Source organism: Paenibacillus sp. LHD-38, assembly GCF_031157315.1.
Lineage (GTDB): Bacteria > Bacillota > Bacilli > Paenibacillales > Paenibacillaceae > Pristimantibacillus.
The window spans coordinates 83,509-109,343 of the sequence record NZ_JAVIFU010000023.1 but is presented as its reverse complement, the minus strand read 5'-3'; the positions used below and the strand labels follow the sequence as shown (position 1 = coordinate 109,343).

Annotated in this window: 24 protein-coding genes and 1 other annotated feature; of the genes, 18 read left to right on the top strand and 6 right to left on the bottom strand. The window is 49.4% G+C overall.

Annotated features, from left to right (window positions below; all coding sequences use genetic code 11):
- The first annotated feature begins 15 nt into the window (after window positions 1-15).
- Window positions 16-819, top strand: a complete 804-nt coding sequence (yjbM, locus tag RCO25_RS20045; protein WP_308997898.1) for a GTP diphosphokinase — start codon at window positions 16-18, stop codon at window positions 817-819.
- A 186-nt stretch (window positions 820-1,005) separates the two neighbouring features.
- Here yjbM and RCO25_RS20040 read toward each other — a convergent pair whose 3' ends face one another.
- A complete protein-coding gene (locus tag RCO25_RS20040; protein ID WP_308997897.1) occupies window positions 1,006-1,542 on the bottom strand; it encodes a PCYCGC motif-containing (lipo)protein in 537 nt (178 codons plus the stop codon).
- Entirely contained in the window at window positions 1,539-2,054 is a 516-nt protein-coding gene (locus tag RCO25_RS20035) for a thioredoxin family protein (RefSeq protein WP_308997896.1), read from the bottom strand. The genes RCO25_RS20040 and RCO25_RS20035 overlap by 4 nt, the downstream gene beginning before the upstream one ends.
- 142 nt (window positions 2,055-2,196) lie before the next feature.
- On the opposite strand from RCO25_RS20035, the gene RCO25_RS20030 reads away from it, so the two are divergent.
- From RCO25_RS20030 to RCO25_RS20020, 3 genes are all read left to right on the top strand, one after another.
- On the top strand, window positions 2,197-3,852 hold the full coding sequence (locus RCO25_RS20030) for an RsmB/NOP family class I SAM-dependent RNA methyltransferase (RefSeq protein ID WP_308997895.1): 1,656 nt from the start codon (window positions 2,197-2,199) through the stop codon (window positions 3,850-3,852).
- Window position 3,853: 1 nt separating this feature from the next.
- Complete coding sequence (locus RCO25_RS20025) at window positions 3,854-4,606, top strand: pseudouridine synthase (protein WP_308997894.1); 753 nt, start codon at window positions 3,854-3,856, stop codon at window positions 4,604-4,606.
- Window positions 4,607-4,682: 76 nt separating this feature from the next.
- Window positions 4,683-5,480: a Cof-type HAD-IIB family hydrolase gene (locus tag RCO25_RS20020; RefSeq protein WP_308997893.1), complete on the top strand. Its 798-nt coding sequence runs from the start codon at window positions 4,683-4,685 to the stop codon at window positions 5,478-5,480.
- Window positions 5,481-5,644: 164 nt separating this feature from the next.
- Here the strand turns inward: RCO25_RS20020 and RCO25_RS20015 are convergent, their stop codons facing one another.
- Together RCO25_RS20015 and RCO25_RS20010 are read right to left on the bottom strand one after the other, a co-directional pair.
- Window positions 5,645-5,752 carry a YjcZ family sporulation protein gene (locus tag RCO25_RS20015; protein ID WP_308997910.1) on the bottom strand — a complete coding sequence of 36 codons (108 nt, stop codon included), beginning with the start codon at window positions 5,750-5,752 and terminating at the stop codon, window positions 5,645-5,647.
- Between the two features lie 255 nt (window positions 5,753-6,007).
- Entirely contained in the window at window positions 6,008-7,843 is a 1,836-nt protein-coding gene (locus tag RCO25_RS20010; protein ID WP_308997892.1) for a DEAD/DEAH box helicase, read from the bottom strand.
- A gap of 128 nt (window positions 7,844-7,971) precedes the next feature.
- Here RCO25_RS20010 and RCO25_RS20005 point away from each other — a divergent pair, with 128 nt between their 5' ends.
- The 6 genes from RCO25_RS20005 (at window position 7,972) to leuS (ending at window position 14,563) form a co-directional block, all read left to right on the top strand.
- On the top strand, window positions 7,972-8,166 hold the full coding sequence (locus tag RCO25_RS20005) for a YwbE family protein (RefSeq protein ID WP_308997891.1): 195 nt from the start codon (window positions 7,972-7,974) through the stop codon (window positions 8,164-8,166).
- 63 nt (window positions 8,167-8,229) lie between these two features.
- A complete protein-coding gene (locus RCO25_RS20000) occupies window positions 8,230-8,532 on the top strand; it encodes a thioredoxin domain-containing protein (protein WP_308997890.1) in 303 nt (100 codons plus the stop codon).
- 155 nt (window positions 8,533-8,687) lie between these two features.
- Window positions 8,688-9,884 carry a GNAT family N-acetyltransferase gene (locus RCO25_RS19995; protein ID WP_308997889.1) on the top strand — a complete coding sequence of 399 codons (1,197 nt, stop codon included), beginning with the start codon at window positions 8,688-8,690 and terminating at the stop codon, window positions 9,882-9,884.
- Between the two features lie 31 nt (window positions 9,885-9,915).
- The gene (locus tag RCO25_RS19990; RefSeq protein WP_308997888.1) at window positions 9,916-11,181 is read left to right on the top strand and encodes a CynX/NimT family MFS transporter; all 1,266 of its coding nucleotides are present in this window, start codon (window positions 9,916-9,918) and stop codon (window positions 11,179-11,181) included.
- Between the two features lie 140 nt (window positions 11,182-11,321).
- Window positions 11,322-11,729, top strand: a complete 408-nt coding sequence (locus RCO25_RS19985) for a hypothetical protein (protein WP_308997887.1) — start codon at window positions 11,322-11,324, stop codon at window positions 11,727-11,729.
- Between the two features lie 66 nt (window positions 11,730-11,795).
- Window positions 11,796-12,042 (top strand) — a binding site (T-box leader).
- 82 nt (window positions 12,043-12,124) lie between these two features.
- A complete protein-coding gene (leuS, locus tag RCO25_RS19980) occupies window positions 12,125-14,563 on the top strand; it encodes a leucine--tRNA ligase (protein WP_308997886.1) in 2,439 nt (812 codons plus the stop codon).
- 40 nt (window positions 14,564-14,603) lie between these two features.
- Here leuS and comER read toward each other — a convergent pair whose 3' ends face one another.
- Window positions 14,604-15,443 carry a late competence protein ComER gene (gene comER, locus RCO25_RS19975; RefSeq protein ID WP_308997885.1) on the bottom strand — a complete coding sequence of 280 codons (840 nt, stop codon included), beginning with the start codon at window positions 15,441-15,443 and terminating at the stop codon, window positions 14,604-14,606.
- Between the two features lie 186 nt (window positions 15,444-15,629).
- Here comER and RCO25_RS19970 point away from each other — a divergent pair, with 186 nt between their 5' ends.
- The 7 genes from RCO25_RS19970 to holA all read left to right on the top strand — a co-directional run bounded on the left by RCO25_RS19970 (window position 15,630) and on the right by holA (window position 24,176).
- Window positions 15,630-16,211 carry a ComEA family DNA-binding protein gene (locus RCO25_RS19970; protein WP_308997884.1) on the top strand — a complete coding sequence of 194 codons (582 nt, stop codon included), beginning with the start codon at window positions 15,630-15,632 and terminating at the stop codon, window positions 16,209-16,211.
- Between the two features lie 84 nt (window positions 16,212-16,295).
- Entirely contained in the window at window positions 16,296-17,591 is a 1,296-nt protein-coding gene (locus tag RCO25_RS19965; RefSeq protein ID WP_308997883.1) for a homocysteine synthase, read from the top strand.
- A gap of 57 nt (window positions 17,592-17,648) precedes the next feature.
- Entirely contained in the window at window positions 17,649-18,179 is a 531-nt protein-coding gene (locus RCO25_RS19960) for a deoxycytidylate deaminase (protein WP_308997882.1), read from the top strand.
- Between the two features lie 211 nt (window positions 18,180-18,390).
- Complete coding sequence (locus RCO25_RS19955) at window positions 18,391-20,979, top strand: DNA internalization-related competence protein ComEC/Rec2 (protein ID WP_308997881.1); 2,589 nt, start codon at window positions 18,391-18,393, stop codon at window positions 20,977-20,979.
- Between the two features lie 384 nt (window positions 20,980-21,363).
- Window positions 21,364-21,912 carry an RNA polymerase sigma factor gene (locus RCO25_RS19950; RefSeq protein WP_053376850.1) on the top strand — a complete coding sequence of 183 codons (549 nt, stop codon included), beginning with the start codon at window positions 21,364-21,366 and terminating at the stop codon, window positions 21,910-21,912.
- Complete coding sequence (locus RCO25_RS19945; protein WP_308997880.1) at window positions 21,909-22,898, top strand: anti-sigma factor; 990 nt, start codon at window positions 21,909-21,911, stop codon at window positions 22,896-22,898. Before RCO25_RS19950 ends, RCO25_RS19945 begins: the two co-directional genes overlap by 4 nt.
- Before the next feature lie 243 nt (window positions 22,899-23,141).
- Window positions 23,142-24,176 (top strand): DNA polymerase III subunit delta, encoded by a 1,035-nt coding sequence (gene holA / locus RCO25_RS19940; protein WP_308997879.1) that lies wholly within the window; start codon window positions 23,142-23,144, stop codon window positions 24,174-24,176.
- Window positions 24,177-24,315: 139 nt separating this feature from the next.
- Here the strand turns inward: holA and rpsT are convergent, their stop codons facing one another.
- Window positions 24,316-24,588: a 30S ribosomal protein S20 gene (gene rpsT / locus RCO25_RS19935; RefSeq protein WP_053376847.1), complete on the bottom strand. Its 273-nt coding sequence runs from the start codon at window positions 24,586-24,588 to the stop codon at window positions 24,316-24,318.
- 282 nt (window positions 24,589-24,870) lie between these two features.
- Here rpsT and gpr point away from each other — a divergent pair, with 282 nt between their 5' ends.
- A complete protein-coding gene (gene gpr, locus RCO25_RS19930) occupies window positions 24,871-25,812 on the top strand; it encodes a GPR endopeptidase (RefSeq protein ID WP_374992137.1) in 942 nt (313 codons plus the stop codon).
- Window positions 25,813-25,835 lie beyond the last annotated feature (23 nt).

The following is a 25,835-nucleotide window of genomic DNA, read 5'->3' as shown; positions in this document are numbered from 1 at the left end:
ACAGGAGGCGGCCGGATGGACGGTAGAGACTGGAATCTTTTTTTACAGCCTTATGAACAAGCGGTTGAAGAACTTAAAGTGAAGTTTAAGACGATGCGGGTTGAACTAAAAATAAGAGAAGCATATGCGCCTATAGAATTTGTCACCGGCCGGGTTAAACGAATATCAAGCATCTTGGAGAAAGCGAAACGCCTGAATGTCCCTTCGGATCAACTGGATACGGGAATTGAGGACATTGCAGGAATACGTATTATGTGCCAATTTGTAGATGACATTCATCGAGTGGCTGGTTTGATACGTACACGTAAGGATTTATCGCTCGTTTACGAGAAGGACTATATTACAAATTTCAAAGACAGCGGCTACCGCAGCTATCATATGATTGTCGAATACCCGGTTCAAACCGCGCTTGGATACAAGATCGTGCTGGCAGAAATTCAAATTCGAACGCTGGCGATGAATTTTTGGGCGACAATCGAGCATTCCTTAAATTATAAGTTTAAAGAAAGCTTACCGGAGGATGTACGTAATCGCCTCAAAAAAGCAGCGGAAGCCGCATCGCAGCTCGATACGGAAATGACCAGCATTCGAAAAGAGATTTTGGATGCGCAGACGGAATTCGAGGAGCAGTCCAATGTGGTCTCGAAGGTGCTGAAAGGCATTCAAGATTTATATTTCTATCATCGGGTTCGTGAAGCGGCGCAGTTTCAAATGAAATTCAACGAAAAGTTTGAGAAAGAAGACTACCATGAGCTGAATCAGCTGTCGCTCGAGATTCAAGCGGCAATCGCGAAAGCCAAAAAAGGCAGTCAAAGCTAATTGAAAACAAGGAAGGGGCTGTCCGCCTGGTCTAGTTAGACCTGCTGGACAGCCCCTTCGTTTATTTATATATAAGAATTTATAAGTTTTAACTTATAAATGTGCTTATATATCTCCGCGAAACGATAGCTTTTGCCACTGAGGACGGCGACAGCCGTTTACGCTTGGTTCCGTCAATTAGCAAGACTAGTCAATGGACTTTTTGGGTTTGTACAAGTCGTCTATCACGGCTCGTATCTCATCGGTCGTCTTGCCTTGCTTGCTTAAAGCGATGACTTCTTCCATCTCTTTCTTGCAAATGCCACAGCTGGTGCTGTGATTCGTCCAGGTTACGCTGCCTTCGTCTGCAGGATGCTCGGCAACGTAGCAGCGCAGGAGGGAATCATGCGGGTTTTCAACCTCAACGCCTTCTGCACAACCGCAATAACAAGTAATTCCGCTCATGATGTCGGCATGGTCATGTACCGCTTTATAGAGCTCGCTCGTATGTGGAGTATAGTCCGAGAGGAAAGCAGGCAGCTCGTTATACGATGCTGTCGTTTGCCATGTTTCGGATCCGTGTTGATGCTCAGCGCCCGCTTTATCATCATCCGCCAAGCCGCATGCGGTGAGCAATGTAATGACTGCGAAGGCGAGCAGCATGGCATACATAAAACCGCGAATGCGCGAGCTTCTTTGCTCCTCTGCGATCTGTTCGTCCGTTAGGCGCTGACGTTTCATCATTTTGTCTCAGCTCCTGAATGTTTGTTAAAGAATGCTCTGAAATCTTCTAAGCTGTAGCCAGTAGTGCCTTCTTCGGCAAGACCGCCCTCAAGCTTATCGATTTGTACGCCGTCTTTGAAATAAGCAAGGGTAGGTGTATATTCCACATTATACTTATTGAAGTATGACGGAAACTCTCTTAAGTTGAATTGAGGCAAATCAATGCCCAGTTCGTCAACCAATGGCATTAGCTGAGGCGTTGTTTTCTGACAATGCGGGCAGTCGGAAGCGAATAGGTAGACGAAGAAATCTTCCTTATCGGCAACCTTCTTGTCCAATACATCCGGTAATATGATATTCTGGTAGTTAGGATCGTCAAGCTGCTTACGCGTTTCCGGGTTCAACTGTGATACGGGCTTGCCATACAGGTCATTAACCTTTCCGCTGTTGTTAAGAATGAAAATAAAGCCGAATAATAGAACAACGATACCGATATACACATAGATCATTTTGACTTTGCTTTTCTTTTTCATGTGTGAGACTACCTCCGAAACTGGATTATGGCGGACAAGCCCGGGAAGAAAGGCTTGTTCTTACTTAAATATATTATATAACAAAGCCATAAGTGTATGTAAGAGCAAGGACATCGATGATAATTGGCAGGAGGAACTGAGCATGAACGGCAATTTGCCGCGTAATTTCACGGAAAAAATGGAAAAGCTGCTAGGAGACGAATATGACAAATTTATGACTTCCTATGAAGCTCCGAGAGTATATGGCCTGAGAATCAACCGATTGAAGCTCGATATCGAACAGTGGAAAAAGCTTACATCGTTAAAAGGAGAGCTGCGGCCGATTCCATGGACACCGGATGGTTTGTACTACGAGGAGGGCGAGCGTCCCGGCAAACATCCGCATTATCATGCAGGCCTCTACTATATTCAAGAGCCGAGCGCAATGGCGCCGGTTGAACTGCTAGACGTTAAGCCCGGCCACCGCGTGCTGGACTTATGTGCAGCGCCTGGAGGGAAGTCGACGCAGATCGCTGGAAAGCTGCAAGGAACCGGAGTGCTCGTTACCAATGACAACGCGAGGGAAAGAACAAAGGCATTGGCGAAAAATATTGAGCTTGCCGGTGTCCGCAACGCCGTCGTGCTTAACGAGGAGCCTGCGGCGATCGCGATAGTTTTCCCTGAGTGGTTCGACCGCATTCTCGTCGATGCGCCGTGCTCCGGCGAAGGCATGTTCCGCAAGGATGAGTCGATGATTGCGGAATGGGAAAAACATTCGATCGAGCGATGCTCGGTCATGCAGCATGATATTCTGGAGCAAGCGGCAGCGATGCTAGCGCCCGGCGGACGTATCGTTTATTCGACCTGTACCTTCTCGCCTGAAGAGAACGAGCAGCAAATTTCCAGGTTTTTGGCTGATCATCCCGACTTTTTCGTAGAAGCCGTGCCGCATCGCTTTGGATGGGCGGCTGGCCGAGTCGATCTAGCCGGCGAGACTGCGCAGCTGGATCCTGAGCGGCTTCAAAGCATTCATGGCACGGTAAGGCTATGGCCGCATCTCATTGAGGGAGAAGGGCATTATGCGGCTGTGCTTGGACGCAGCGGAAAAAGGTCAACTGAGCCCGGGGAGAGGACACTTGCAGCGGCCTCTGACGCGCGATCAGATACACGTTATGCCGGCGGAAGCTTGAAACGGGAAGCTCTTAAGAGCAGTGGGAAACGTCATGAGAAAAAAACGGATCATAGAGAAGAGCGGCGCGCGGGTAAACGTCAAACGAGAATGGATTGGGCAACCGCAGGATCAGAGCGGCCAGCCGCCAAGCGAACTGCTCCTAACGCTCGAGATGGCCTCGCTGCACTAGAATTGGCAGCAGCCGATCCTGTGGAGCTTTGGTATCAGTTTGCTGAACAATTTGCTGCTGACGCATTAAGCTGGCCCGGACGTGTGGTCGCATACGGCTCACGGGTTTATATTCAGCCGGAAGAGCTCCCTTCTTTAGATGGGCTGCGCGTGGTCAGAGCAGGCTGGTATGTGGGAGAAGCGGGACGCGGACGATTTGAGCCGTCGCATCCGCTCGCAATGGGATTAACCCGCGATACTGCCGTTCGCGTTGTGGATTGGAGCTCGGATCATGAGCAGACGCTGCGCTTTCTCAAAGGAGAAACTTTATTTGTCGAGGAGTCGGAAATAAACATAAAAGACGGCGCCGCTGTCAAAGGATATATATTGGTATGTACGGACGGCTATCCGATTGGATGGGGGAAATATGCCGGAGGTATGATTAAAAATGAGCTTCCGGCAGGATGGAGATGGATGTAGCATGGGCAAAAAAATAAGAGTAGACAAGCTGCTGGCTCATATGGGACATGGCACGCGCAGCGAAATAAAAAGAGCGGTTAAGCTCGGCATGGTTGAGGTAGACGGCCGGGTAATTAAGGACAGCGGACTTATTGTCGACCCGGCTGCGACAGAGGTTGTTTTTGACGGCGTACCTGTTGTTTATCGCGAAGTCGTGTATTTTATGCTGAATAAGCCTCAAGGTGTCATTTCCGCTACAGAGGACGGACGCGAGCGTACGGTTATCGATTTACTTGAGCCGCAGGACCGGCTGCGTGATCCGTTTCCAGTTGGAAGGCTCGACAAAGACACTGTCGGCCTGCTGCTGCTCACGAATGATGGACAGCTGGCACATGAATTGTTATCTCCGCGAAAGCATGTTGCAAAAACATATGAGGCGCTTGTGTTAGGGGATGTAACAGAAGAAGACAAGGGGGTTTTCAATGCCGGCGTGACATTAGATGACGGTTACGTTACGATGCCTGCCGAACTGAAGATAAGCAGCCGCGAGGAGCGGGAGGACGGGACATACTCGAATATATCGCTTACGATTATGGAAGGTAAGTTCCACCAAGTAAAAAGGATGTTTGCAGCTGTCGGCAAGCAGGTCGTCTATCTGAAAAGAGTAACAATGGGCCCGCTTAAGCTGGATGAGACGCTTCTTGAAGGCTCCTACCGGGAGTTATCCGCAGAGGAAGTTGAACTGCTTCGTTCGCATAGGAAATTGTCTGAGTAATTCTATTTGATAAACGGAGCCTGTATAATAGCCAAATAAAGAGAGATAAAGAGACAGGAATAGGAGTGGAGCAGTTATGAGCTTGCAATATGATTTAATTGCGTTAGATGTAGACGGAACACTGTTGACGGATGATCATGTGCTCACGGAGGCGATTCGGGATTCGGTAAACGAGGCTGCGAGTCGAGGCGCTCAAATTGTATTATGCACAGGTCGGGGACCATCGGGGGCGCTTCCGGTGCTTCAGGAGCTGGGACTAAGCGGTACGGTAATTACGCATAATGGTGCAGCTACCATTAATGCAGACGACCGATCAATCGTCCATGAGTTTGCAATGATTCCGGAGCATTTGCTTGGCTTTGTCGCCTATTGCCGTGAAAATGGCATTCATTTTGATTTGAATACGGCCTTTGAGATGATGGTAGAGAGCATGACTCCTGAAGCAGAGGTAATGTATGGACATTATCAAGCCAAGCCGTTAGTCCAAGATTTTAGACTAGGATTGCCGAATGGGCTTGTGAAATTTACAGTGTTCGGAAGCAAAGAAGTGATGGATACGGTGCAGGCAGAATGGGCGGGGTGGCCAAAGCAGCTTCATACCATCCGCAGCGGTGATTATTTTATTGATGTTCACCATTTGGAAGCTAATAAGGGAAGAGCGCTGCAGCAGCTTGCAGAAATCAGAGGCATAGACCGCAGCCGTATTTTGGCTATAGGCAATTATTATAACGATATTACCATGTTGCAATTTGCAGGCATGGGCATAGCGATGGGCAATTCTCCTGAAGAGGTTAAGCTGGCTGCGAATGCGGTAGCTTATTCGAACAGTGAGGATGGTGTCGCGAAGGCGCTGCGCGAACACGCGTGGCGTTAACCACAAAAAACCGTCTGAGCAAAGGCTCAGGCGGTTTTTTAAATATATAAGAATTTATAAGTTTTCACTTATAAATGTGCTTATATATCTCCGCAAAACGATAGCTTTTGCCACTGAGGACGGCGACAGCCGTTTACGCTTGTATGGTTTGTTGAGAGGAATTATTAAAGGACGGATCTAGATATAATTACCAGAAGAATGAACAATACCAAAATTACGCCTAATGACGTAAACCTCCATGTACACCGGACATGCCAATTCCCCCTATTAATAAATTTCCGACTCTAGGAAATTAGTTTCGAGTGAGCATACCCGTAGTTCGGTATACAGTTTCATATGTAAAATGTCCTATAACGATTGGACATTTGTCTAGATTCCTCGTCATTTAGGCATTTGCCCCGTACTTGCCGGCAGTAAGTCGTGATGTAAGCCGTTCCGTCAATTAACAGGGAAGGGTAGATGCCTTGTATGAAAAAAAGTGGTTCCCGCAGAATGAAAGATTCTGTCGGAACCACTTTTATTATCATTTAGCGATTGCGCCCGCCGCGCGGTTTGTTGGAAGAACTTCCGCCCCTCGTGCTGCTGCGTCCGCCAGAAGGAGCGCTGCTTCGCCCTCCGGCTGAAGAATTGCCGCGCTGGCCGCCGCGACCGCCAGCCTGAGCGTTGCCGCGGACTGCGCCGCGGTTATTGCTTGCTTTCTCATCTTTGCGAGCTGCTTCCCACGGGCTGTCGACTGATGAAGGAGCGCGACCTGCTGCATGCTCAGCGCCGCGCGGGCTTCCAAAGCTGCTGCTGCGGGTTGCACCGCCGCGAGCCGAACCGCCGCGACTTTCGGAGCGTTCGCCGCCACGTGCTGCGGTGCCGCGATTAGAGGAACGTTCCCCGCCACGAGGCGCGCTGCTTCGTGTGCCTGAACGATCGCCGCCGCGAGCCGGCCCGTCATTATCGAAGCGTTCTCCGCGACGAGCGGACCAACCGGAAGTTTCACCAGCCGGCTCGCTAACCTCACCGCGCACCTCAGCCGTTCTTACAGTGCGTTTACCTGAGGCAGCAGGACGGAAGGTATCGCGTTGTCCTCTGCGTCCGCCTGGTTTGGCATTGCGATCGGATTGACCGGAACGGTCACGTCCGCGCCGCCCGCCTTCGGCTGGCTTGCCGCTTGCGCTGCGCGTGCCGTTCTTGCCGGCAGCTCCCCGGTTCTTCTCTGGACGATCGCCGGATTGTGCCCGAACGGAAGTTTCGACGCCTTCGCTGTCAATGGCGCGACGCGTAAGCTTTGCGTTTATGCTCTGCTCGATGAGCAGAAGGTGATTTTTGTCATAAGGCGTAGCGAGTGTAATCGCGGCACCTTCTTGTCCAGCGCGCCCGGTTCTGCCGATGCGATGGATATAGAGCTCGCCGTCCTGCGGTACGTCATAGTTATATACATGCGTGACGCCTTCCACATCAAGTCCGCGTGCCGCCACGTCAGTCGCGACAAGCACCTGCAAGCGGGCGTCTCTAAAGCGTTTCATGACCTGTTCACGCTTGGCTTGCGTTAGATCGCCGTGAAGCTCATCCGATTCAATTCCAAGTTCTTGGAGCTCTTTATTCAATTTCTTAGCGCGAACCTTCGTCCGGCAAAAAATAACAGCTAAATATGGCTGATGGCGCTCCAGCAGATGTACAAGCGTTTGCTGCTTACTTCTGTCCGTAGTCTCATAGACGATTTGCGTAATGCTGTCCAGCGTTACATTTGTGCTCCGTACGCGGATATCGACAGGCGTTTTCATATAATCCGCCGCGAGCTTTCGGATGGCATCAGGCATTGTTGCGGAGAACAGCATCGTTTGACGCGCTTTAGGCGTTTGTGAAATAATGCTTTCCACATCGGGCAGGAAGCCCATGTGGAGCATTTGATCGGCTTCATCGAGAACAAGCATTTGCAGCTTGCCCAGGCTGACCGTTTCACGCTTCATATGATCGATAAGACGGCCAGGTGTAGCAACGACGATATGCGGCGAGCGCTGCAGCTTGCGGATTTGGGCATCGACATCTTGACCGCCATAAGCAGCAAGGACGCTTACGCCGACAGCAGGCACTAGCTTTTTAAGCTCGCTTGTTATTTGAATGGCAAGCTCCCTTGTCGGAGTTAGGATGAGAGCCTGCACTTGTTCTTTCTCTATATTAATTCGTTGCAAAATAGGCAACGCAAAAGCGATCGTTTTGCCTGTGCCCGTTTGTGCTTGCGCAATGACATCCTGCCCGTTCAGCAGGAGAGGGATTGCTTGTTTTTGAACCGGAGTAGGCTCCGTAATACCATCATGGTGAAGCAGTTCGCTAAGCTTGGGAATGATACCCAAAGCGTTAAATGCGTTAGACATTAATACATTTCCTCTTTTCGTAAACATCGTTTGATGTTAAGTATAACAGTTGTCCTTATAATGTGCATCTTTACTTTGCATATGCTATGCTAAAAGGCAACATTATGAGCAGCAGAGGAATGATTAGGATGAATGGAACAGAACGCTCGGCAATTAGGCCGGGCCTGCAGGTAGACATCGTGTTAAAACAGGATCAACGCACCGGCAAGCTTACGCGAGGCGTCGTGAAAGATATTCTTACGAATGCACCCAAGCATCCGCACGGTATCAAGGTGAGGCTCGCTGATGGCCAGGTAGGCAGAGTCAAGCACATTCTAGCGTAATCGTCCATAAAGCGGTCCCCATATGACAAGCATGTAAATGTCGATCTTTAAGGAGCGTGTACGATGGCATTCGGCATTAAAAGAAAAGAAATGAATGATTGGAAGGCGGCAGTCGCGCGCGGAGAGATTGCTTTTCTAACGCATTACTGGCTTGACCCAAGGTTTCCAGACATGCGGACCGTGACAAAGGTAGGCAGCTCCGATATGGGGAAGCTCTCGCGCTGGTGTCTGGAAAACGGCCTTGACCCCCGTTATATTCATGCCCGCTCAGAGTATCCGCATTTTGATTTACTTGGTCCAAAGCAGGGTGAAGTGCTGCGGCGGTCGAATCAGTTGGAGCAGCTTGAGCGCTTCGGCCTGTCGTAGTCAAAAGCAAGGAATAATGCGTAACCGGCTGCTCATAGAGCGGCTGTTTTTTTTGCTAATAGCTCAAAAAATCCTCTCGCACGTTAACGCGGCTTCTATTATGATTATAGGACAGCAAACCTGCGTCTACCTATTTAAAGAGAGAGGGAAAAAGAATGACTTCTGAAAAAGAGCAGCTTCTGCAAAGCTTCGGTGAATGGATAACGTTTGTAGCCGATCTGGGGAAATATGATGAACGGTACTGGAATCAGAGTATTGCGGCAGGGAAATGGACCATCCGTGAGGTTGTCGCCCATATTTTGCGGTGGGATGACTATTTCTACCAGGAGGCGGTCGCCAAGGTGGCAACGGGCCAGCCGCTCACTGTTAAGCATTTGGACTATGACGATTTTAACGAAATAGCAAAAGCTTACGGCAAGACAACTTCTGTCATAGAATTGGTAACGCAAGCCATACATAGCCGTGAACGGATAATAAATGCGATTGCAAAGTTCTCGAAGGAGCGCTACGAAGCAGCCTATGAGGACGCGGACGGGCATCCGTTTCAGACGTCGCAGTATTTAAAGGATTTTATTTGGCATGACAGGCATCATATTGTGCCGATAAAGCGGCTGTTGCATTTTCGGATCGAGGAAATGAGCTTGAATGGCTGGCCGGCTCTTCAAACGCTCGTTTATGACGGCTGGCTGCTTCGATTTGCAGAGGGGTATACCAAACGATCCAACTCGGTAAATCCGTTATTCGGCCATACCTTAGAACTGGATACGAAAATCCGCGAATGCGAGGATCGGTATGAACGGCAAAACCTGCGCACCGTTTTTAAAATCACTCCGTTCAGCCAGCCATCCGCGCTTGACGGGGAGCTAGCCTCCCGCGGTTATGATCTAGTCGACCATACGATCGTGAAGACCATACACTTATCAGACGTTCAAACGCCTAGCTTTGCGGATGTTTGGCTCGAGAACGAGCTTACAGAAAGCTGGCTGGATGCACTTTCGGTATTTAGCGGATTAACGGACGAGTATAGGTCTGTCACCCGTAAAATGCTTTTACAATCACCGCTCGAGAAATGCTTTGCTCTCCTGCATGAGAATGGCATTCCAGTTGCAGGCGGATTCGCTGTCATTGAGGATGGCTGGATTGGTCTTTATGATATCGTCACCGATTCAAGCAAACGAAATAAAGGCTATGGCGAGCAGCTCGTTTTGCATTTGCTGCAATGGGGGAAGCAACAAGGGGCGGAGCAAGGGTATCTGCTCGTCGTCAAAAATAATTTGCCGGCCAATGCCATGTACGATAAGATCGGCTACGCGGCACAGTATGAATATTGGTATCGCGTTTCGAATGTTTAAGGCAGTTGAATGGGAAGCTTAACAACATAGAATGAACAGCAAGAGAAAGAAGGATTATTTTGTGAAAATGAATAACGTAAAATGGACATCGGCCTCGCACGCTTCGCAGGTTGCTGTAACAAGCTCGTGGCTGCTTCTGCTTGGCATCCTGCTTATTGCCGCTAATTTGCGTGCATCCATAACAGCCGTCGGGCCCATCGTCTCGGATATTCAAGCTGTCTTTGGGTTATCCAGTGCTATGACGGGACTGCTGACGACGCTGCCGCTGCTTGCTTTCGCGCTTGTTTCTCCGATGGCACCGCGCTTAGCGCGGCGAATAAGCATGGAAAATACTTTATTGCTTGCCATGGTAGTCCTAACGGGCGCTATCGTCATACGCTCGCTTCCATCCATTGCTGCATTGTTTGCTGGAACTGCTCTGCTTGGCATGGCGATTGCGGCTGCAAACGTCCTGCTTCCAAGCTTGATCAAAAGGGATTTTCCGACCTCCGTAGGTATGATGACTGGTTTATATTCGGTCATTATGAATTTGGGGGCAGCACTAGCTTCCGGTTTCAGCATTCCGATCGCAGAGCAGCTTGGCTTCGGCTGGCAGGGGATGCTCGCAAGCTGGTCGTTGGTTGCTCTCATCGCAACTGCGTCATGGCTTCCGCAAACGCGCTCATTGACCCGCAGCGGCCGCATGGAAACAGCGAGCAGCGCGAAAAGGCCTAGCTTGCTTAGCTCTGGTTTAGCCTGGCAGGTTACTCTGTTTATGGGTTTGCAGTCATTCAGTTTTTATGTCAATATTTCATGGCTGCCTGAAATTTTATTTGACCGCGGCATGAGCCATATCGATGCAGGCTGGATGCTGTCACTGCTGCAATTCGTAAGCTTGCCTGCGACATTTATCATTCCTGTCATCGCGGGAAGGCAGGCTAGTCAACGGGGACTGGCCGTGTTAACGGCTGTGCTGCTCTTAATCGGGTATATAGGCTTACTGATCGGAAGCTCCGCGCTGATTCCGATTTGCATGATTCTGCTCGGTATAGCCGGCGGATCAGGGTTCAGCCTGGCGGTTATGTTTTTCGTGCTTCGGACGAGCAGTACGGAACAATCGGCGCAGCTGTCGGGAATGGCGCAATCCATTGGTTATTTGCTTGCCGCTGCCGGTCCTCTGTTATTTGGATTTATTCATGATCTCACCCATAATTGGACCATTTCATTAGTGATGCTGGTTATCGTATCAGTGATTTTTGGTATTGTTGGTTTAAGTGCTGGCGCAAATAAATATTTGCCATCGGATACTAGGAAATAAAAGTGAATTAAATGGGTTTAAATCGAAACAATTTTTGGGAAGGATTCGTATAAAAAGATGCCCCTGAAATCCCGCTGCTTTAGCGGATTGCACACTCTTTCTAATAGGGGATGCTTATGCTGAAGTGAGGGGGAAAGAGGTTGAATTGGAAAAAATGTCTGATTGCTCTCGTAAGCGCATTATCGATTATTACAGGAATTTTCTACATGAACGGTCTAGGATTTAGCTTTGCGTTTATGGTTACGGAAATCGGATCAGAGCAAGCAGCCGTGCAATTTTGGAGCAGGTGGTCGATCGGGCTTGGCATCATACTGCTGGTGACCCTTCTTCTAAGAAATAAAATGAAGGCAAAAGTAAACGATGGGCAGCTTATCTTTGTGCTGAGCCTGTTGTTTTTAATCCAGCTTCCTCCGTTTGCTTTGTGGCTGTTCACTGTTATTCTGGGAAATGGAAATGCGCTCGTCGGCATTTTCGTTCACAGCCTGATGATCGTGCTACTCGTGAGAATTGTTACGATCGGCCGCCGCAGCGGAACTGTGCATATCTAACGGAGTAAGGATCTCTTGACACCGAACCGCTCGATCTTTATAATCGAAACTAACCATTTTTATGCATATGGAGCGTTGAAGAGGAACAGTAATTTCGATGGCAAGGCAAAGAGAGCCGGCGTTTTGTGGTGGAAGCCGGACCTGCTGCGGAATGAAGCTCGCCTTGGAGCTGTGCGGATAATCATTCGATGAGATTTGTCGTTTGGGAAAAGCACCGTTTGGCCTGCGATAAGGGCGACAAGTGAGCGTTAGGCAAAGCATGCCTGCCGCTAACTAGGGTGGTACCACGGGAGAACAACCTCTCGTCCCTAGCGATAATCGCTAGGGGCGAGAGGTTTTATGTTTTTTATGCAGCTGGCGGCATACAGCACATTTACTTAGGAGGATATCAACAAATGAGTCAAGAACAGCAATTTCACGGCTATAATCCGCTTGTTGTCGAGCCGAAATGGCAGCAATTCTGGGATAAAAACAAAACGTTCCAAACGACTGAGGACGCAGGTAAACCAAAGTTTTACGCGTTAGATATGTTCCCTTACCCTTCAGGGGCAGGCTTACATGTTGGCCATCCAGAGGGTTATACGGCAACCGATATCGTATCCCGCTATAAGAGAATGAAGGGCTACAATGTGCTTCATCCTATGGGATGGGATGCATTTGGCTTACCGGCTGAGCAGCATGCGCTGGATACGGGTCAGCACCCGCGCGACATCACGTTCAAAAATATCGATAATTTCCGCAGACAAATCAAATCACTCGGTTTCTCCTACGATTGGGACCGCGAAATCAGCACGACAGATCCGGAATACTATAAATGGACACAATGGATATTTATTCAATTGTACAATCGCGGCCTTGCATATGTTGCTGAGGTTTCCGTTAACTGGTGTGAGGCACTAGGTACGGTGCTTGCTAACGAAGAGGTTATTAACGGCCTCAGCGAGCGCGGCAACCACCCGGTTGTCCGCAAGCCGATGCGCCAGTGGATATTGAAAATTACGGAATATGCCGATCGTCTATTGGATGATTTGGAGGAGCTGGACTGGTCGGAGAGCATTAAGGATATGCAGCGGAACTGGATCGGCAAGTCGAAAGGCGCGGAGGTCACGTTCGAGATCGATGGACATGATTCTTCATTGGTTGTATTCACCACTCGTCCGGATACCCTGTACGGAGCGACTTATTGCGTATTGGCGCCAGAACATGAGCTTGTGGCAAAAATCGTTACCGAAGGCCAAAAGGCGGCAGTTGAAGCATATCAAGAGGCTGCTGCGCGCAAGAGCGACCTAGAGCGTACGGATTTGGCCAAGGATAAATCCGGCGTGTTTACTGGAGCCTATGCTATTAATCCTGTAAACGGCGTGAAAACACCGATCTGGATTGCAGATTACGTATTGGCCGGGTATGGAACGGGTGCCATTATGGCAGTTCCGGGCCATGATGCGCGAGACTGGGAGTTTGCGAAGCAGTTCGATCTTCCGATCGTGGAAGTCGTGCAAGGCGGCGATATTTCGAAGGAAGCTTATGCAGGGGACGGCGAGCATGTCAATTCCGATTTCCTTAACGGTTTGAAGAATGAGGAAGCCATTGCCAAGATGATCGAGCATTTGGATGCGTCCGGCAAAGGCAAAGGCAAAATTACGTATCGTCTTCGCGATTGGCTGTTCAGCCGTCAACGCTATTGGGGTGAGCCGATTCCGATTATTCATTTGGAGGACGGCACGATGAAGACCGTTCCTGAGGATCAGCTGCCGCTCTTGCTGCCTGATGTTGATGCGATTAAGCCTTCTGGTACTGGTGAATCCCCGCTTGCTGTCGTAACGGATTGGGTAAACACGGTTGATCCTGAGACCGGCATGAAGGCTCGCCGCGAGACGAACACGATGCCGCAATGGGCAGGAAGCTGCTGGTACTATTTACGTTTTATTGATCCGAAGAACAATGAGCAGCTTTGTTCGCCGGAGAAGCAGAAGGAATGGCTTCCGGTTGACTTGTACATCGGCGGAGCTGAGCATGCTGTGCTTCATCTGCTATACGCTCGTTTCTGGCATAAGGTACTTTATGATATCGGCGTTGTAGATACAAAAGAGCCTTTCCATAAGCTTGTAAACCAAGGCATGATTCTCGGCAACAACAACGAGAAAATGTCCAAGTCGCGCGGCAATGTCATTAATCCGGATGACATCGTTAATGAGTTCGGAGCAGACACGCTGCGTATGTATGAAATGTTTATGGGACCGCTCGAGGCGACTAAGCCATGGAACACGAATGGCGTTGAAGGGACCTACCGTTTCCTCAGCCGCGTATGGCGTTTGTTCATCAATGAGGATGGAAGTTTAAACGCAAAAATTGGAGACGGCGATACGAGCGATGCTTTCAAACGTACATGGCATCGTTCCATTAAGAAGATTACGGAGGACTATGAGGCTTTGCGCTTCAACACCGTGATCAGCCAGCTGATGATTTTTGTCAACGAGGCCTACAAAACAGATGTGCTGCCGAAAGCGGCTATGGAACAATTCGTTCAATTGCTTTCGCCAATCGCACCGCATATTGCTGAAGAGCTATGGGAGAAACTTGGACGCACGGATTCGCTCACGTACGCTTCGTTCCCGACCTTTGAAGAGGCTTGGACAGTCGATCAAGAGGTAGAGATCGTGGTGCAGGTGAACGGTAAAATCGCGGACCGCGTTTCCATCGCAGCTGATATGGATGTTGCTGAAATGGAAAGCTTGGCGAAGGAGCTTGAAAAGGTACAAGAGCTGATTGCCGGTAAAACGATCCGCAAGGTAATTGCGGTTAAAGGCAAGCTAGTTAACATTGTCGCAAATTAATGCAAATTGAAGAGGTGAACGGGATTTAGCTGAAGAACAGCTATTGACCGTTCACCTCTTCGCCTATAAAGGCGCTTGAAACCTTGGCTAAATCCTCTTTGAACTTATCGTGGGTTGTGCGGATAAGCTGGTTGAATACACCGTCAGTCTCACGGCGAAGCATGTTCAGCGCCTTGGCTGTAATCCCTCCGGGGACGGCAACACGATCTTGAACCTCCGCGGGTGTCATGCCTCCTTCGGTCAAGAGCAGTCCGGTTCCGAGTAGCATGGCGCTTGCTACACGAAGGGCTTCATCGCGTCCAATCCCCGTTTCCTCGACGGCTGCATCAACAAACTGCTCGAGAAGGAATGAGATGAATGCCGGCCCGCAGCTTGATAAATCCGATACGATTCTTGTATAGCTTTCATCTATTCGAAGCGGCTGGCTGATATGGGATAACAATTCCTCCAGCTGCGTTTTGTCTTGTTCATTCATCGTCTGGCCATATATGCATAGCGATGCTCCGCTCCAAACATGATTAGTAATGCTTGGGATGACCTTCGCAATTTTGCAATCCAGTTCGCCTTCTAGATGGGAGATGAGCACTGGACTTGTAATGGAGACGACAATTTGATTCGGTCTTATGACGGATTTTATATCATCTACGGCTTTTTTGAATTCCAATGGCTTGACGCACAAAAAAACAATATCACTGCCGCAGGCAGCAGCAGCATTCGTATTTTCGGCTTTCATGCCGGAATAACGGTTGGCCAAAGCTTGCGCTTTTGCAAAGGTGCGGTTGCTTACGGCAATTTGTGTTGGTGATAATGCACCTGAAGCTATCAGTGCTTCAATAAGCAGGCTTCCCATCGTGCCCGTCCCGATAAATCCGACATTCATGCTGAACCCTCCTATAGGTTTGGCGCGTGAGTGGCAAGCTTAGAGCGTTATAAGCAATGCCAAGCGCGTGCAAATCCCGAGTCAAAATCAATCTCTTTTCGGTTGCTCTCTTACCTTATTCCAGAGGACTTGTTTTATATGTCACGGATTCCTAAATAAAATGTCGACTAGAAAAGAGGCTATCAAATGAAATCATCGTCATCTCGCTTACCAAGCAAATCGATTTTAGCTGCTTCCATATTTATAATTACGGCCGTATTCCTGTTTGCTGCTGCTTTTATGGAGCCTAAACACAGTGAGCCTGGTGAGTGGGTGCCGGTAAACGACGCCGCTGGAGAAGCGATAATGGAAATTGAAAAGGCAGATACAGGGAACGGGGCGCTTCAGATAACAGGAGAGAAAGCGGCGGGGTTGGTTGACGACAAGGGTGATCTGCCCCGCGATCCAGCAGATAAAATGGATAATCATGCGCTGCCGGAAAAACAGTTTGATTCAGAATCAGTAACGTCTGGCTCAGAAGATATAAGTCCAATCGCTGCAACAGATCCCGCCGCGGAAGAGAATGAAACGGGCAAGCTTGACATCAATCGTGCGACAGCACCGGAGCTGGACGCATTGAAAGGGATAGGCCCTGCAAAAGCGCAAGCTATTGTACAGGATAGAGAAAAAAATGGAAAATATGCATCGATAGACGATTTGCTGCGTGTCAAGGGAATTGGGGAAAAACTGCTGAATGCGATGCAAGATAGCATTGTAGCTCGTCCATAATTGTGAGAGAATGGAAGGAAGCGAGTAAATTACCCATCACTTGCCATTATTCAATCAATCATTTATGTATAAGGAGTCGAGAAAATGTCAGAACAACGCAAGCTTTCTCTTGATACACTATCCGTCCACGGAGGTCAACAAATTGATCCGACTACGTTGTCGCGCGCGGTACCTATATACCAAACGACATCTTACGGATTCAGAGATACGGATCATGCGGCAAATTTATTTGCATTGCAGGAATTCGGCAATATATACTCTAGAATCATGAACCCGACCTCGGATGTTTTTGAGAAACGCGTAGCGGAACTTGAGGGCGCTCCGGCAGCCCTTGCGGTTGCTTCTGGCCAATCGGCTATTACATATGCCATTCTCAATATTGCAGGAGCGGGCGATGAAATCGTATCTGCAACCAGCTTATACGGGGGCACTTACAATTTATTTTCGATTTCGCTTGCGAAGCTGGGCATCACAGTTAGATTTGTAGATCCCTCTGATCCGGAAAACTTCCGTGCAGCGATTAATGAGCGCACCAAGGCCGTTTACGCTGAAACAATCGGAAATCCGAAGGGCGACGTCATTGATATCGAGGCTGTCGCTGCAATCGCGCATGAGAACGGAATTCCGTTTATCGTAGATAATACGTTCCCGAGCCCTTACTTGTGCAGACCAATCGAGCACGGCGCGGATATCGTTGTTCACTCGGCTACGAAGTTTATCGGCGGCCACGGCACTTCAATCGGCGGTATCATTGTGGACGGCGGGAAGTTTGACTGGAAAGCAAGCGGGAAGTTCCCGGGCTTGACCGAACCGGATCCAAGCTATAACGGCGTTGTATACACGGACACGGTTGGACCAGTCGCATATATTATTAAAGCACGCGTACAATTGCTGCGCGATATGGGGGCCGCAATTTCGCCTTTCAACTCCTTTCTGTTACTGCAGGGCCTTGAGACACTCCATCTCCGGATGGAACGCCACAGCTCCAATGCGCAGAAGGTAGCTGAGTTCTTGGAAGCCCATGAAGCGGTGGAATGGGTGAATTACCCGGGCCTTGCCAGCCATCCGACTTATGAGCTCGCTCAAAAATATTTGCCGAAGGGTAAAGGCGCCATCATGACTTTCGGAATTAAGGGCGGTATTGAAGCCGGCAAAAAAGTAATCAATTCGGTTGAGCTGTTCTCTCATTTAGCAAATGTCGGCGACTCGAAGTCACTGATCATTCATCCGGCAAGCACGACCCATCTGCAATTGTCGGAGGAGCAGCAGACGAGTGCAGGCGTTTCTCCGGGCATGATTCGTCTGTCTATCGGTACAGAAGGAATCGAAGATATTTTGGCGGATATCAGCCAAGCCATAGCGGCCAGCCAACAAAGCTAATAAACATATCGATGCAACTAGAGCATCAGATGCAGCATGAGAAAGGAAGTTAGAGTTATGAATACCCAAACGCAGGATGCCGTCCGCAAGGATTGGGACACTTATTTTATGGATATCGCCTATATGGTTTCGACACGTTCACGGTGTCCGCGCAGGCATGTTGGAGCTGTTCTCGTCCAAGGGAAAAAATTGCTCGGAACAGCATATAATGGCGCCCCGATGGGTGTGCAGGACTGTCTTGAGGCAGGCTGCATGATCACGGAGGAGGTTGAGATGAAGCTGATCGACGGTAAGGAGCAGCTGTTTAAGAAGCAGCGCTGCATTCGAACGATACATGCGGAGCAGAACCTGCTGCTGTTCACTGACCGTGCAGATCGCGAGGGCTCAACGGTTTACGTCACGGATCAGCCATGCTGGACCTGCGCGAATATGCTTGCGAACAGCGGCGTGATCGAAATTGTATATCATCGCAGCTATCCGAAGGATAGCGAGAAGGTGATTCATTTAATGAAACAGAAGGGCATCATCTTCCGCTGTTTGGATCAATTCGACCCACCTGCTCAGACGCAAATGGAAGTGACATCTTAGCCGTTTCAATAGCCTATTTCAGTGGAGGAGGAACCTCCGATTGCATCTTTGGATGCGTCGGAGGTTCTTTTTTTTGAAATACATGAAAGCATAAAATTTAACCTTATACGATGCTAAAATTTCACCGTGAAACGAGCTTTTGCCGGCAGGGACTGCGTCAGCCGCATACGCTTGGTTCGCAGGCAGAGGAGAGAAAGAGAGGGGGCTGCGGATGAATCGACGTCCTTTGATTTGGTTTGCAATTTGTTTTGTCGGAGGAAGCGCTGCAGCTGCGGGTTTTAGCAGCCGCGGCGTTTTGCTTGCGGTGGTCGCTGGTGCGCTGCTTTGGGCAGCAGCCGTGCTTTGCAGGCTGGCGAGTTGGCAGCTCGCGGCAGCCTGCGCACTTGCAGTGGGTCTTGCCGCAGGGCAGCGGCTGTGGGCGGATGCCCGCAACGTGACCGAGCTGCCGGCGCTGCTCGCCGCCGCTGAGGCGGATGGTCCGCGAGCTGAATATGCGGCGGAGGCGGTAGGCACGATCATATCAGCGGTGGAGGTAGACGGCGACCGCGTAATGTTTCGCGTGGCGGCGGACCGCGTCCACGTGGAGGGAGAAGCCGCCGCGCGAGTGGTGCGCGAGCGGCTGGTTGTGCATGTCCGGCTGGCTGTGCAGCCGGAGCAGGCAATCGCCGCGGCGTGGCAGCGCGGCGACCGCGTGCGCCTGGCCGGTGAGCTAACGCGGCCGGCCAGCGCATCCAATAGCGGCGGATTTGATTACCGCCGCTACCTCAGCAGCCAGAGGATCCACTGGCTGCTCAAGGTGCAGGGCACCGCCGCCGTCGAAGCGGCGGCGGGCCCCAAGTGGACCGCGGCCGCGCTGCTGGGCCGCGTCGACAACGCGCGCGACTACCTTGGCGCGCGAATGGACAGGCTGTACCCGTCCGCGCAGTCCGGGTACATGAAGGGTCTCGTCCTCGGTATTCGCGAGGACCTCGATCCTGAGCAATTCCAGCAATTTTCGCGGCTGGGCCTCACGCATATATTGGCTATTTCCGGCCTCCATGTAGCGGTATTTCTATACGCTCTTGGCGGCTTGCTTCGGTTCGCACGGATGAGCCGCGAGAGGATTCTGCTGATGCTGATGCTTTCGGTTCCGTTATACGTGCTCTTGGCAGGAGCTTCGCCCTCCGTCATCCGAGCCGGCCTAATGTCCGTTTTAGGCTTGCTTGCAGCACGGCTTGGAAAGCTGAAGGACGGCACCCATCTTCTTGCCGCAGCTGCCGTGCTTATGCTTATATACGATCCTTTCATTATTGAAAATGTCAGCTTTCAGCTTTCGTTCATCGTGACGATTGGTTTGATTGTCGGCGTTCAGCCTGTTCGGAAAGCGATGCCAAAGTGGGGCAAGGGGAAGCCGCTGCTCGATTTGTTCGCGGTTACGCTTGTCGCCCAGCTCGTGTCCTTTCCAGTCACGATCTATTATTTCAATCAATTTCATATCTTATCTATGGCTGCTAATTTTGTGCTCGTTCCCTTCATCAGTTTTATTGTCATGCCGTTAGGGGCCGTTGCCCTTTTACTTGCAATACCATGGGAACCTGGCGGAAAACTGCTCGCCTATGTCTCGCATTACGCAAATGATTGGACCTTTACGCTTGTCGATCACCTCTCCCGGGTAGATACGCTGCGAACGATATGGGCAACGCCGCCAATATGGTGGGTTGCCGCTTGGCTTGCGCTGCTCGGAGCCCTATTCCGAGTAATTAATCTTTGGTCGGACAATCGAGCAGACCAGTTTGACGAAACAGCTTTAGATTTGGAGCTGACGAAGCCTCTTGGGATAGTAACAACCTATGAATTAGCCAAAGCAGGCAATAAGAAATTAAGCCCTTGTTTATATGTGCTGGCATTTTTTTTGCTGGTGATGCTCTTCTACGCCTATAAGCCTGATTTATTAGGTAAGCAAGCATCGGTGAGCTTTATTGACGTCGGGCAAGGCGACGCAATACATATCCGAACGTCTGGAGGCAAGCATGTCTTGATCGACGGGGGTGGCACGCTTTCCTACCGGAAGCCCGGCGAGGAATGGAGGGAGCGCAGCGATCCGTTTGAAGTCGGCCGAAAGGTGCTTGTTCCGCTGCTCATGAAACGGGGCGTGCAGGAAATCGATATTCTCGTAATTTCGCATTTGGACAGCGATCATATACGCGGCTTAAAAGCGGTGCTGGATACGATACCCGTTCGCAGCATATGGTGGAACGGTACGGTGAAGGAGTCTGAGGACGCGAAGCAGCTTTTGAAGCAGGCGATCTCGCTCCGAATTCCAATGTACAGCGTCAGAGCAGGCATGAAGCATCAGCTGGACAAAAATACCGAACTGAATATATTATGGCCTGTGGGGGATACCTCTGCTCCGGAACAGGTCGTTGCGCTGGAAGAACAAAATGAAAGCAGCGTGGTCATGACCGTGCAGCTTTATCAATCGACCTTTCTGTTTTCTGGCGATATCAATTCGGAAACGGAAATTTCGATTATCCGAAATGAACAAAAAAAACGTCCGTTAATTTCTGAACAAAACCCTGTGTCCATCATGAAGGTGGCGCATCATGGGAGCCGGTTTTCAACAAGCGAGGGCTGGTTGGCCTATTGGAAACCAATCGGGGCAGTCGCTTCCGTAGGGGCTACGAACAGTTATGGGCATCCGAATCCTGAAGTTTTGTCAAGATTGACAGCAATTGGGGCGGCTGTTTGGCGGACAGACATAGACGGCGATGTTCGTTTTACCGTGACGGATCAAGGATTGTTTACGTATATGAAAAAATAACTCGATTTAGTAAAATTCGAGAGCTTGTCATACCGATATGGCAGGTATACATTTATTAATATCGCCGAGCCTAGTTTTTTGGCGGCATTTCTTTTTGAAAGATAGACAGCGATGCTTACTCTATCAGTATTCATCCGTTTCTATATACGAGGTACTCGAAATTTGGTATCCTTTAATGTGGAGTTTATTTCGGAGCTTCCGATTAGCGTGAAATGATTATTTTTGTTGATTTATTCCAGTAAAATGATTGGAAACACGTTCCACTAGGGGACAAATGATTGACTGGCAATTGTTACTAAAAAAAATAAAGTAATATTTCTAATTCATCTGCAACTTTTACCGCAGCCAGTTCGTCAGAATGGTTGCAAGAGAGGGGGATCCTTCGTGGTGGAGCCAGAGCTCATAAGAGCCGCTCAGTCGGGAGATCGCGACGCTTTAATTACTCTATTGCGAGAGATTGAAACGCATGTTTATCGGACAGCCTATTATATATTAAATAATGAACAGGATGCTCTGGATGCAGCGCAAGAAGCACTCATTCGGATCTATACCAAAATAGGCTCGTACGAAGAAAAAGCGCAATTTAAAACATGGATTCAGCGTATTGTAACCAATATTTGCATTGATAAGTTCCGGAGAAATAAACCGACCGTCTCAATAGATGAGCACGACATGGTATTCCACGAAAAACAGAACGTGGAGGACGAGGTAATGTCGGCTTATGCTGTTAAAGACATCCAAGCCGCAATCGATAAGCTTCCTGAGCATCATCGTGCGGTTGTCGTCCTTCGATATTTGCAGGATTTCTCTTACAATGAAATTGCAGATTCGCTTGATTTGCCGCTCAATACGGTAAAATCCTATTTATTCAGAGCTAGGCAACAGCTGCAGACGTTACTCCATGATTATCAGAAAGGTGGTGTCCGGGGATGAATTGTCAAGAGGTGATGGAATTAATGCAAAGACAGCTAGATGACGATCTCAATGAAAACGAGATTGAAGTCTTGATGAGCCATACTAGACAGTGTCCGGACTGTGCAGCCATGTTCGAGCGGCTACAGCTTTTATCCGCCGAGCTTACCAGTTTGCCAAAAGTAATGCCGAGCTACAGCTTGGTAGACGCCATTATGCCTCAGCTAGAGCAGATCGAGCTGTTTAGCCAGAATGAAACGGATGAGCCTGCAGGGCTCCAAACAACGGAATTGGCGCCGCGCCGCATGAAGCGTGAACGACGCTGGCCATCCTTGCGCGTCATGAGCGGCGTTATCGCGGCAGGGATTGTAGCAGGCTTGTTTTTAGTTACGTATAAGCCGGGTGCGATACCAGACTTCACTGCAAGCAAATTTGCGGCAGATGCTTCGAATGACGCAGCAGCAAATAGCGCAGAAGAAGTGCCTGAAGGAGTGGCGTTTCGCTCTCAGGATACAGCGGATGGAGCCTATTCAGCAGAGGTACGCACCGAAGCAATGAACAAGCAAGAAACTTCTAAAGAATCAGCAGATAATAAATCGGATTCCATTCGGAACTCTGACACAAGCGCTGGCAGCGGCAGTTTTGACAGCGAAAGTGAAGCTCCAGCTGTCCAAGACAAAGACCTCGCTGTTGACGGAGGGGAAAAATCGACAGAGGGCTCCGCAGGTGACTCAGGCGATCCGGGATTTGGCATTTCATCCGTGTCGGCCGTTACTTCTCCAGATGGCAAGTACGGCGTTAAAGCAGAAGACTTTAAGGTCAAGGTGGTTGCGCAAGCCGACCAATCTCTTGTCTTCACATCACCGCGCAAAAATGGCAAGCTGTTAAATCTGATCTGGTCCGAGGACAGCTCCAAGCTGACCTATGAGGTTCATGTAGAGAATGGGGCAATCGAAAAGTATGAGATTGACCTTTCAACCCTTACAGAACAGAAAGCAGCGCATTAATTAAAAGCTTTTTTGCAACTTTTTATTTTATGAGAAATCCGCACACATTCATCCGCTATTGCGTATAGTATTAGCATAGAGAGTGTCTGCGACAAAGCCTTAACGTCGTATGACCATCCGCAGGGCGGTACCATGGACCTGCCTGCGAATGTTTATATAGATGTTCGGCAAAGGGATGAAGCCTATAGACGGCTCATCCCTTTGTTGCCGTTTAAATGTACATACTCGTAATGAGGTGAAGATATGGATGCAAAGGAAGCATTAAAGGAAATCAAAGGCGGACGTTTCCGTCCGATTTACGTGTTGTACGGCAAGGATCGCTACCGCGTGCAGCATTTTATTAATATGTTGACCGAAGCGATGTTTTCACCTGAGGAACGTGAACTTGGGATCGTAAAATTCGATACGGCTGAAACGTCAATTGAAGAGGCGGTTTTAGAAGCAGAGACATCGCCTTTCTTTGTACAGCGTAAGCTGATCTTGATCCGCGACGCTACCGTTATGTGCGCGGGCGGCAAGGAAGGCGGCAAGCTTGAGCATCGGCCCGAGAAGCTGATTCAATATATGGAGTACCCATCAGAGACATCGATCATTGTCATTTCCGTCAATGCAGAGAAGCTGGACGAACGGCGAAAGCTTGTTAAAACACTGAAGGAGCGCAATGCATTGATCCCGTTCGCGGAGCTGGATGCGGCGCAGCTGAAGCAATGGATGATCAAACGGGCAGCAGATCAGAAAAGGACGATGTCGCCCGATGCAGCCGAGCTGCTGCTCGCTCGGGCTGGATCCAACATGCAGCAGCTCTCGCAAGAAGTGGATAAGCTTTGTTTGCATGCAGGATCTGGCGGTACAATCGATGTGGAGACGGCTGCGCTAATGACCGCGGCAACCGTTGAGGAGGATGTCTTTGCGCTAGTGGACGCGATAGCTGAGCTTCGTATTGACAAGGCTATCCGGCTGTACAGAGAGCTGCTCGTACGCCGCGAGGAGCCAATTAAAATTGCTGCGTTAATCGCCAGGCAGCTTAGAATCATGCTGCAAATCAAAGAGCTGGAACAGCATCAATACTCGCCTCAACAAATGGCTGGTCAATTAGGCTTGCATCCGTATGCTGTGAAGCTTGCAGCGGAGAAGAGTCGTAAGTTTCAAGTGCCTAGACTAGGCAGGCTGCTCGCTTCGCTTGCTGATCTCGACTACCAAATGAAAACGGGAGCCATTGACAAAACGCTCGGTTTAGAGCTTTATTTGCTTTCACTCGGCATGGAAAAGGGCGCTTAGCGCTTCGTTCCATGTCTTTTTATTTCCTATTTATATAAAAAAAAGCTCCACCGTCCATAAAGGGCGGTGGAGCTTTTTCTGCGCTAAACAGTTCTAAATCAACCGAAGGATGACTTAGCCGTTTAGACAAGTGTCATGCTTAGGCTTGAGCCGAAAGGGCATTAAGTCTTTTAGCAAGACGTGATTTTTTGCGGGAAGCCGCATTTTTATGAATCAGGCCTTTAGTTGCTGCTTTGTCCAATTTTTTCGTTGCAGCGATAAGAGCTGCTTTAGCAGCGTCTACATCAGTGCCAGCGATAGCTTGGTCAGCAGATTTAACGGCCGAACGAAGTGCGGATTTTTGGGATGCATTCAAAGCACGACGCTTTTCACTTGTTTTAACGCGTTTAATCGCGGATTTAATATTTGGCATGGAATTCACCTCCTAAACTGTTTACAACGGTCTATAGACATAATAAACCTAGACAACACAACTTAAAATATATTATCATGCCAATGCCCAAAAAGCAATAGCAGGAAGAGAGGCATCGAAACAAGCATACGTAAGGTCAAAGGTGCTTCGAGAGTATGAAAATAAACCATCTGCAAACAATAACTTCAGAACATGCGTTTGAAGGGAGAATAAGCAGTGGAGAACGAGCTTGATTTGCAGAAATACAACGTTAGAACGGATTTGGCCCTTGAGGCTAAGGAAATGGCAGAAACACCGCAAGGCGGTCCAATTCCGGGCATACAATCTGAAACGTCTGAAGATGACGGCATCACGATTACACAGCTTCACGTACAAAACGAGCAGGGCTCCGCGGCAATCGGTAAAATGCAAGGTCACTATGTAACGCTTGAGGTGCCGGGCCTTCGCAATGGAGATACAGTTCTGCAGGACCGTGTGGCTACGCAGTTCGCCAAACATTTTGAAGCGTTCCTCGAAAGGCTTTCCATTAGTAAAACCGCACGGGTTCTGATCGTAGGCTTGGGAAACTGGAATGTTACGCCGGATGCGCTGGGGCCGATCGTCGTAGAAAACGTCATGGTTACCCGTCATTATTTTGAACTGATGCCCGATCAAGTCGCGCCTGGTTATCGTCCTGTAAGCGCAGTGGCGCCTGGCGTGCTGGGCATTACCGGTATTGAGTCCAGCGAGATCGTGCACGGCATCGTTGAAAAAACTAAGCCGGATCTCGTCATAGCCATCGATGCGCTTGCATCCAAGGCAGTGGAGCGTGTTAATACGACGATTCAAATTGCGGATACGGGTATTCATCCGGGATCAGGCATCGGGAATAAACGGAAAGGGCTGACAAAAGAGATTTTAGGCGTGCCTGTTATAGCGATCGGCGTTCCCACGGTTGTGTATGCTTCAACAATCGTGAATAACACGCTTGAAATGATGAGCAGCCATTTTAATAAACAAAATGCCAATTCCGATCATATTTTAGGTTTGGTCAACCAGATGGAGGAAAACGAGCGGCTGCAGCTGGTAAGGGAAGTACTAAGTCCGCTGGGTCATGATCTCTTGGTTACGCCTAAGGAAATCGATGAATTCATTGAAGATATCGCAAATATCATTGCCAGCGGTCTAAACGCATCGCTTCATGAGGCCGTAGATTCAAGCAATGTGGCTGCTTATACGCATTAAACGCAAATAGATGTACTTGCAGC

Excerpts from the sequence above, each read along its gene's own strand:
- RCO25_RS19965 (WP_308997883.1), top strand. The coding sequence starts at position 16,296 with ATGTCAGAACAACGCAAGCTTTCTCTTGATACACTATCCGTCCACGGA.
- RCO25_RS20035 (WP_308997896.1), bottom strand. The coding sequence starts at position 2,054 with ATGAAAAAGAAAAGCAAAGTCAAAATGATCTATGTGTATATCGGTATC.
- rpsT (WP_053376847.1), bottom strand. The coding sequence starts at position 24,588 with ATGCCAAATATTAAATCCGCGATTAAACGCGTTAAAACAAGTGAAAAG.
- RCO25_RS19990 (WP_308997888.1), top strand. The coding sequence starts at position 9,916 with ATGAACAGCAAGAGAAAGAAGGATTATTTTGTGAAAATGAATAACGTA.
- RCO25_RS19960 (WP_308997882.1), top strand. The coding sequence starts at position 17,649 with ATGAATACCCAAACGCAGGATGCCGTCCGCAAGGATTGGGACACTTAT.
- RCO25_RS20030 (WP_308997895.1), top strand. The coding sequence starts at position 2,197 with ATGAACGGCAATTTGCCGCGTAATTTCACGGAAAAAATGGAAAAGCTG.
- RCO25_RS20025 (WP_308997894.1), top strand. The coding sequence starts at position 3,854 with ATGGGCAAAAAAATAAGAGTAGACAAGCTGCTGGCTCATATGGGACAT.
- yjbM (WP_308997898.1), top strand. The coding sequence starts at position 16 with ATGGACGGTAGAGACTGGAATCTTTTTTTACAGCCTTATGAACAAGCG.
- comER (WP_308997885.1), bottom strand. The coding sequence starts at position 15,443 with ATGAATGTCGGATTTATCGGGACGGGCACGATGGGAAGCCTGCTTATT.
- RCO25_RS20040 (WP_308997897.1), bottom strand. The coding sequence starts at position 1,542 with ATGATGAAACGTCAGCGCCTAACGGACGAACAGATCGCAGAGGAGCAA.
- RCO25_RS20000 (WP_308997890.1), top strand. The coding sequence starts at position 8,230 with ATGGCATTCGGCATTAAAAGAAAAGAAATGAATGATTGGAAGGCGGCA.
- RCO25_RS20010 (WP_308997892.1), bottom strand. The coding sequence starts at position 7,843 with ATGTCTAACGCATTTAACGCTTTGGGTATCATTCCCAAGCTTAGCGAA.
- RCO25_RS19945 (WP_308997880.1), top strand. The coding sequence starts at position 21,909 with ATGAATTGTCAAGAGGTGATGGAATTAATGCAAAGACAGCTAGATGAC.
- RCO25_RS20020 (WP_308997893.1), top strand. The coding sequence starts at position 4,683 with ATGAGCTTGCAATATGATTTAATTGCGTTAGATGTAGACGGAACACTG.
- RCO25_RS19995 (WP_308997889.1), top strand. The coding sequence starts at position 8,688 with ATGACTTCTGAAAAAGAGCAGCTTCTGCAAAGCTTCGGTGAATGGATA.
- holA (WP_308997879.1), top strand. The coding sequence starts at position 23,142 with ATGGATGCAAAGGAAGCATTAAAGGAAATCAAAGGCGGACGTTTCCGT.
- RCO25_RS19970 (WP_308997884.1), top strand. The coding sequence starts at position 15,630 with ATGAAATCATCGTCATCTCGCTTACCAAGCAAATCGATTTTAGCTGCT.
- RCO25_RS20005 (WP_308997891.1), top strand. The coding sequence starts at position 7,972 with ATGAATGGAACAGAACGCTCGGCAATTAGGCCGGGCCTGCAGGTAGAC.
- RCO25_RS19955 (WP_308997881.1), top strand. The coding sequence starts at position 18,391 with ATGAATCGACGTCCTTTGATTTGGTTTGCAATTTGTTTTGTCGGAGGA.
- leuS (WP_308997886.1), top strand. The coding sequence starts at position 12,125 with ATGAGTCAAGAACAGCAATTTCACGGCTATAATCCGCTTGTTGTCGAG.
- gpr (WP_374992137.1), top strand. The coding sequence starts at position 24,871 with ATGGCAGAAACACCGCAAGGCGGTCCAATTCCGGGCATACAATCTGAA.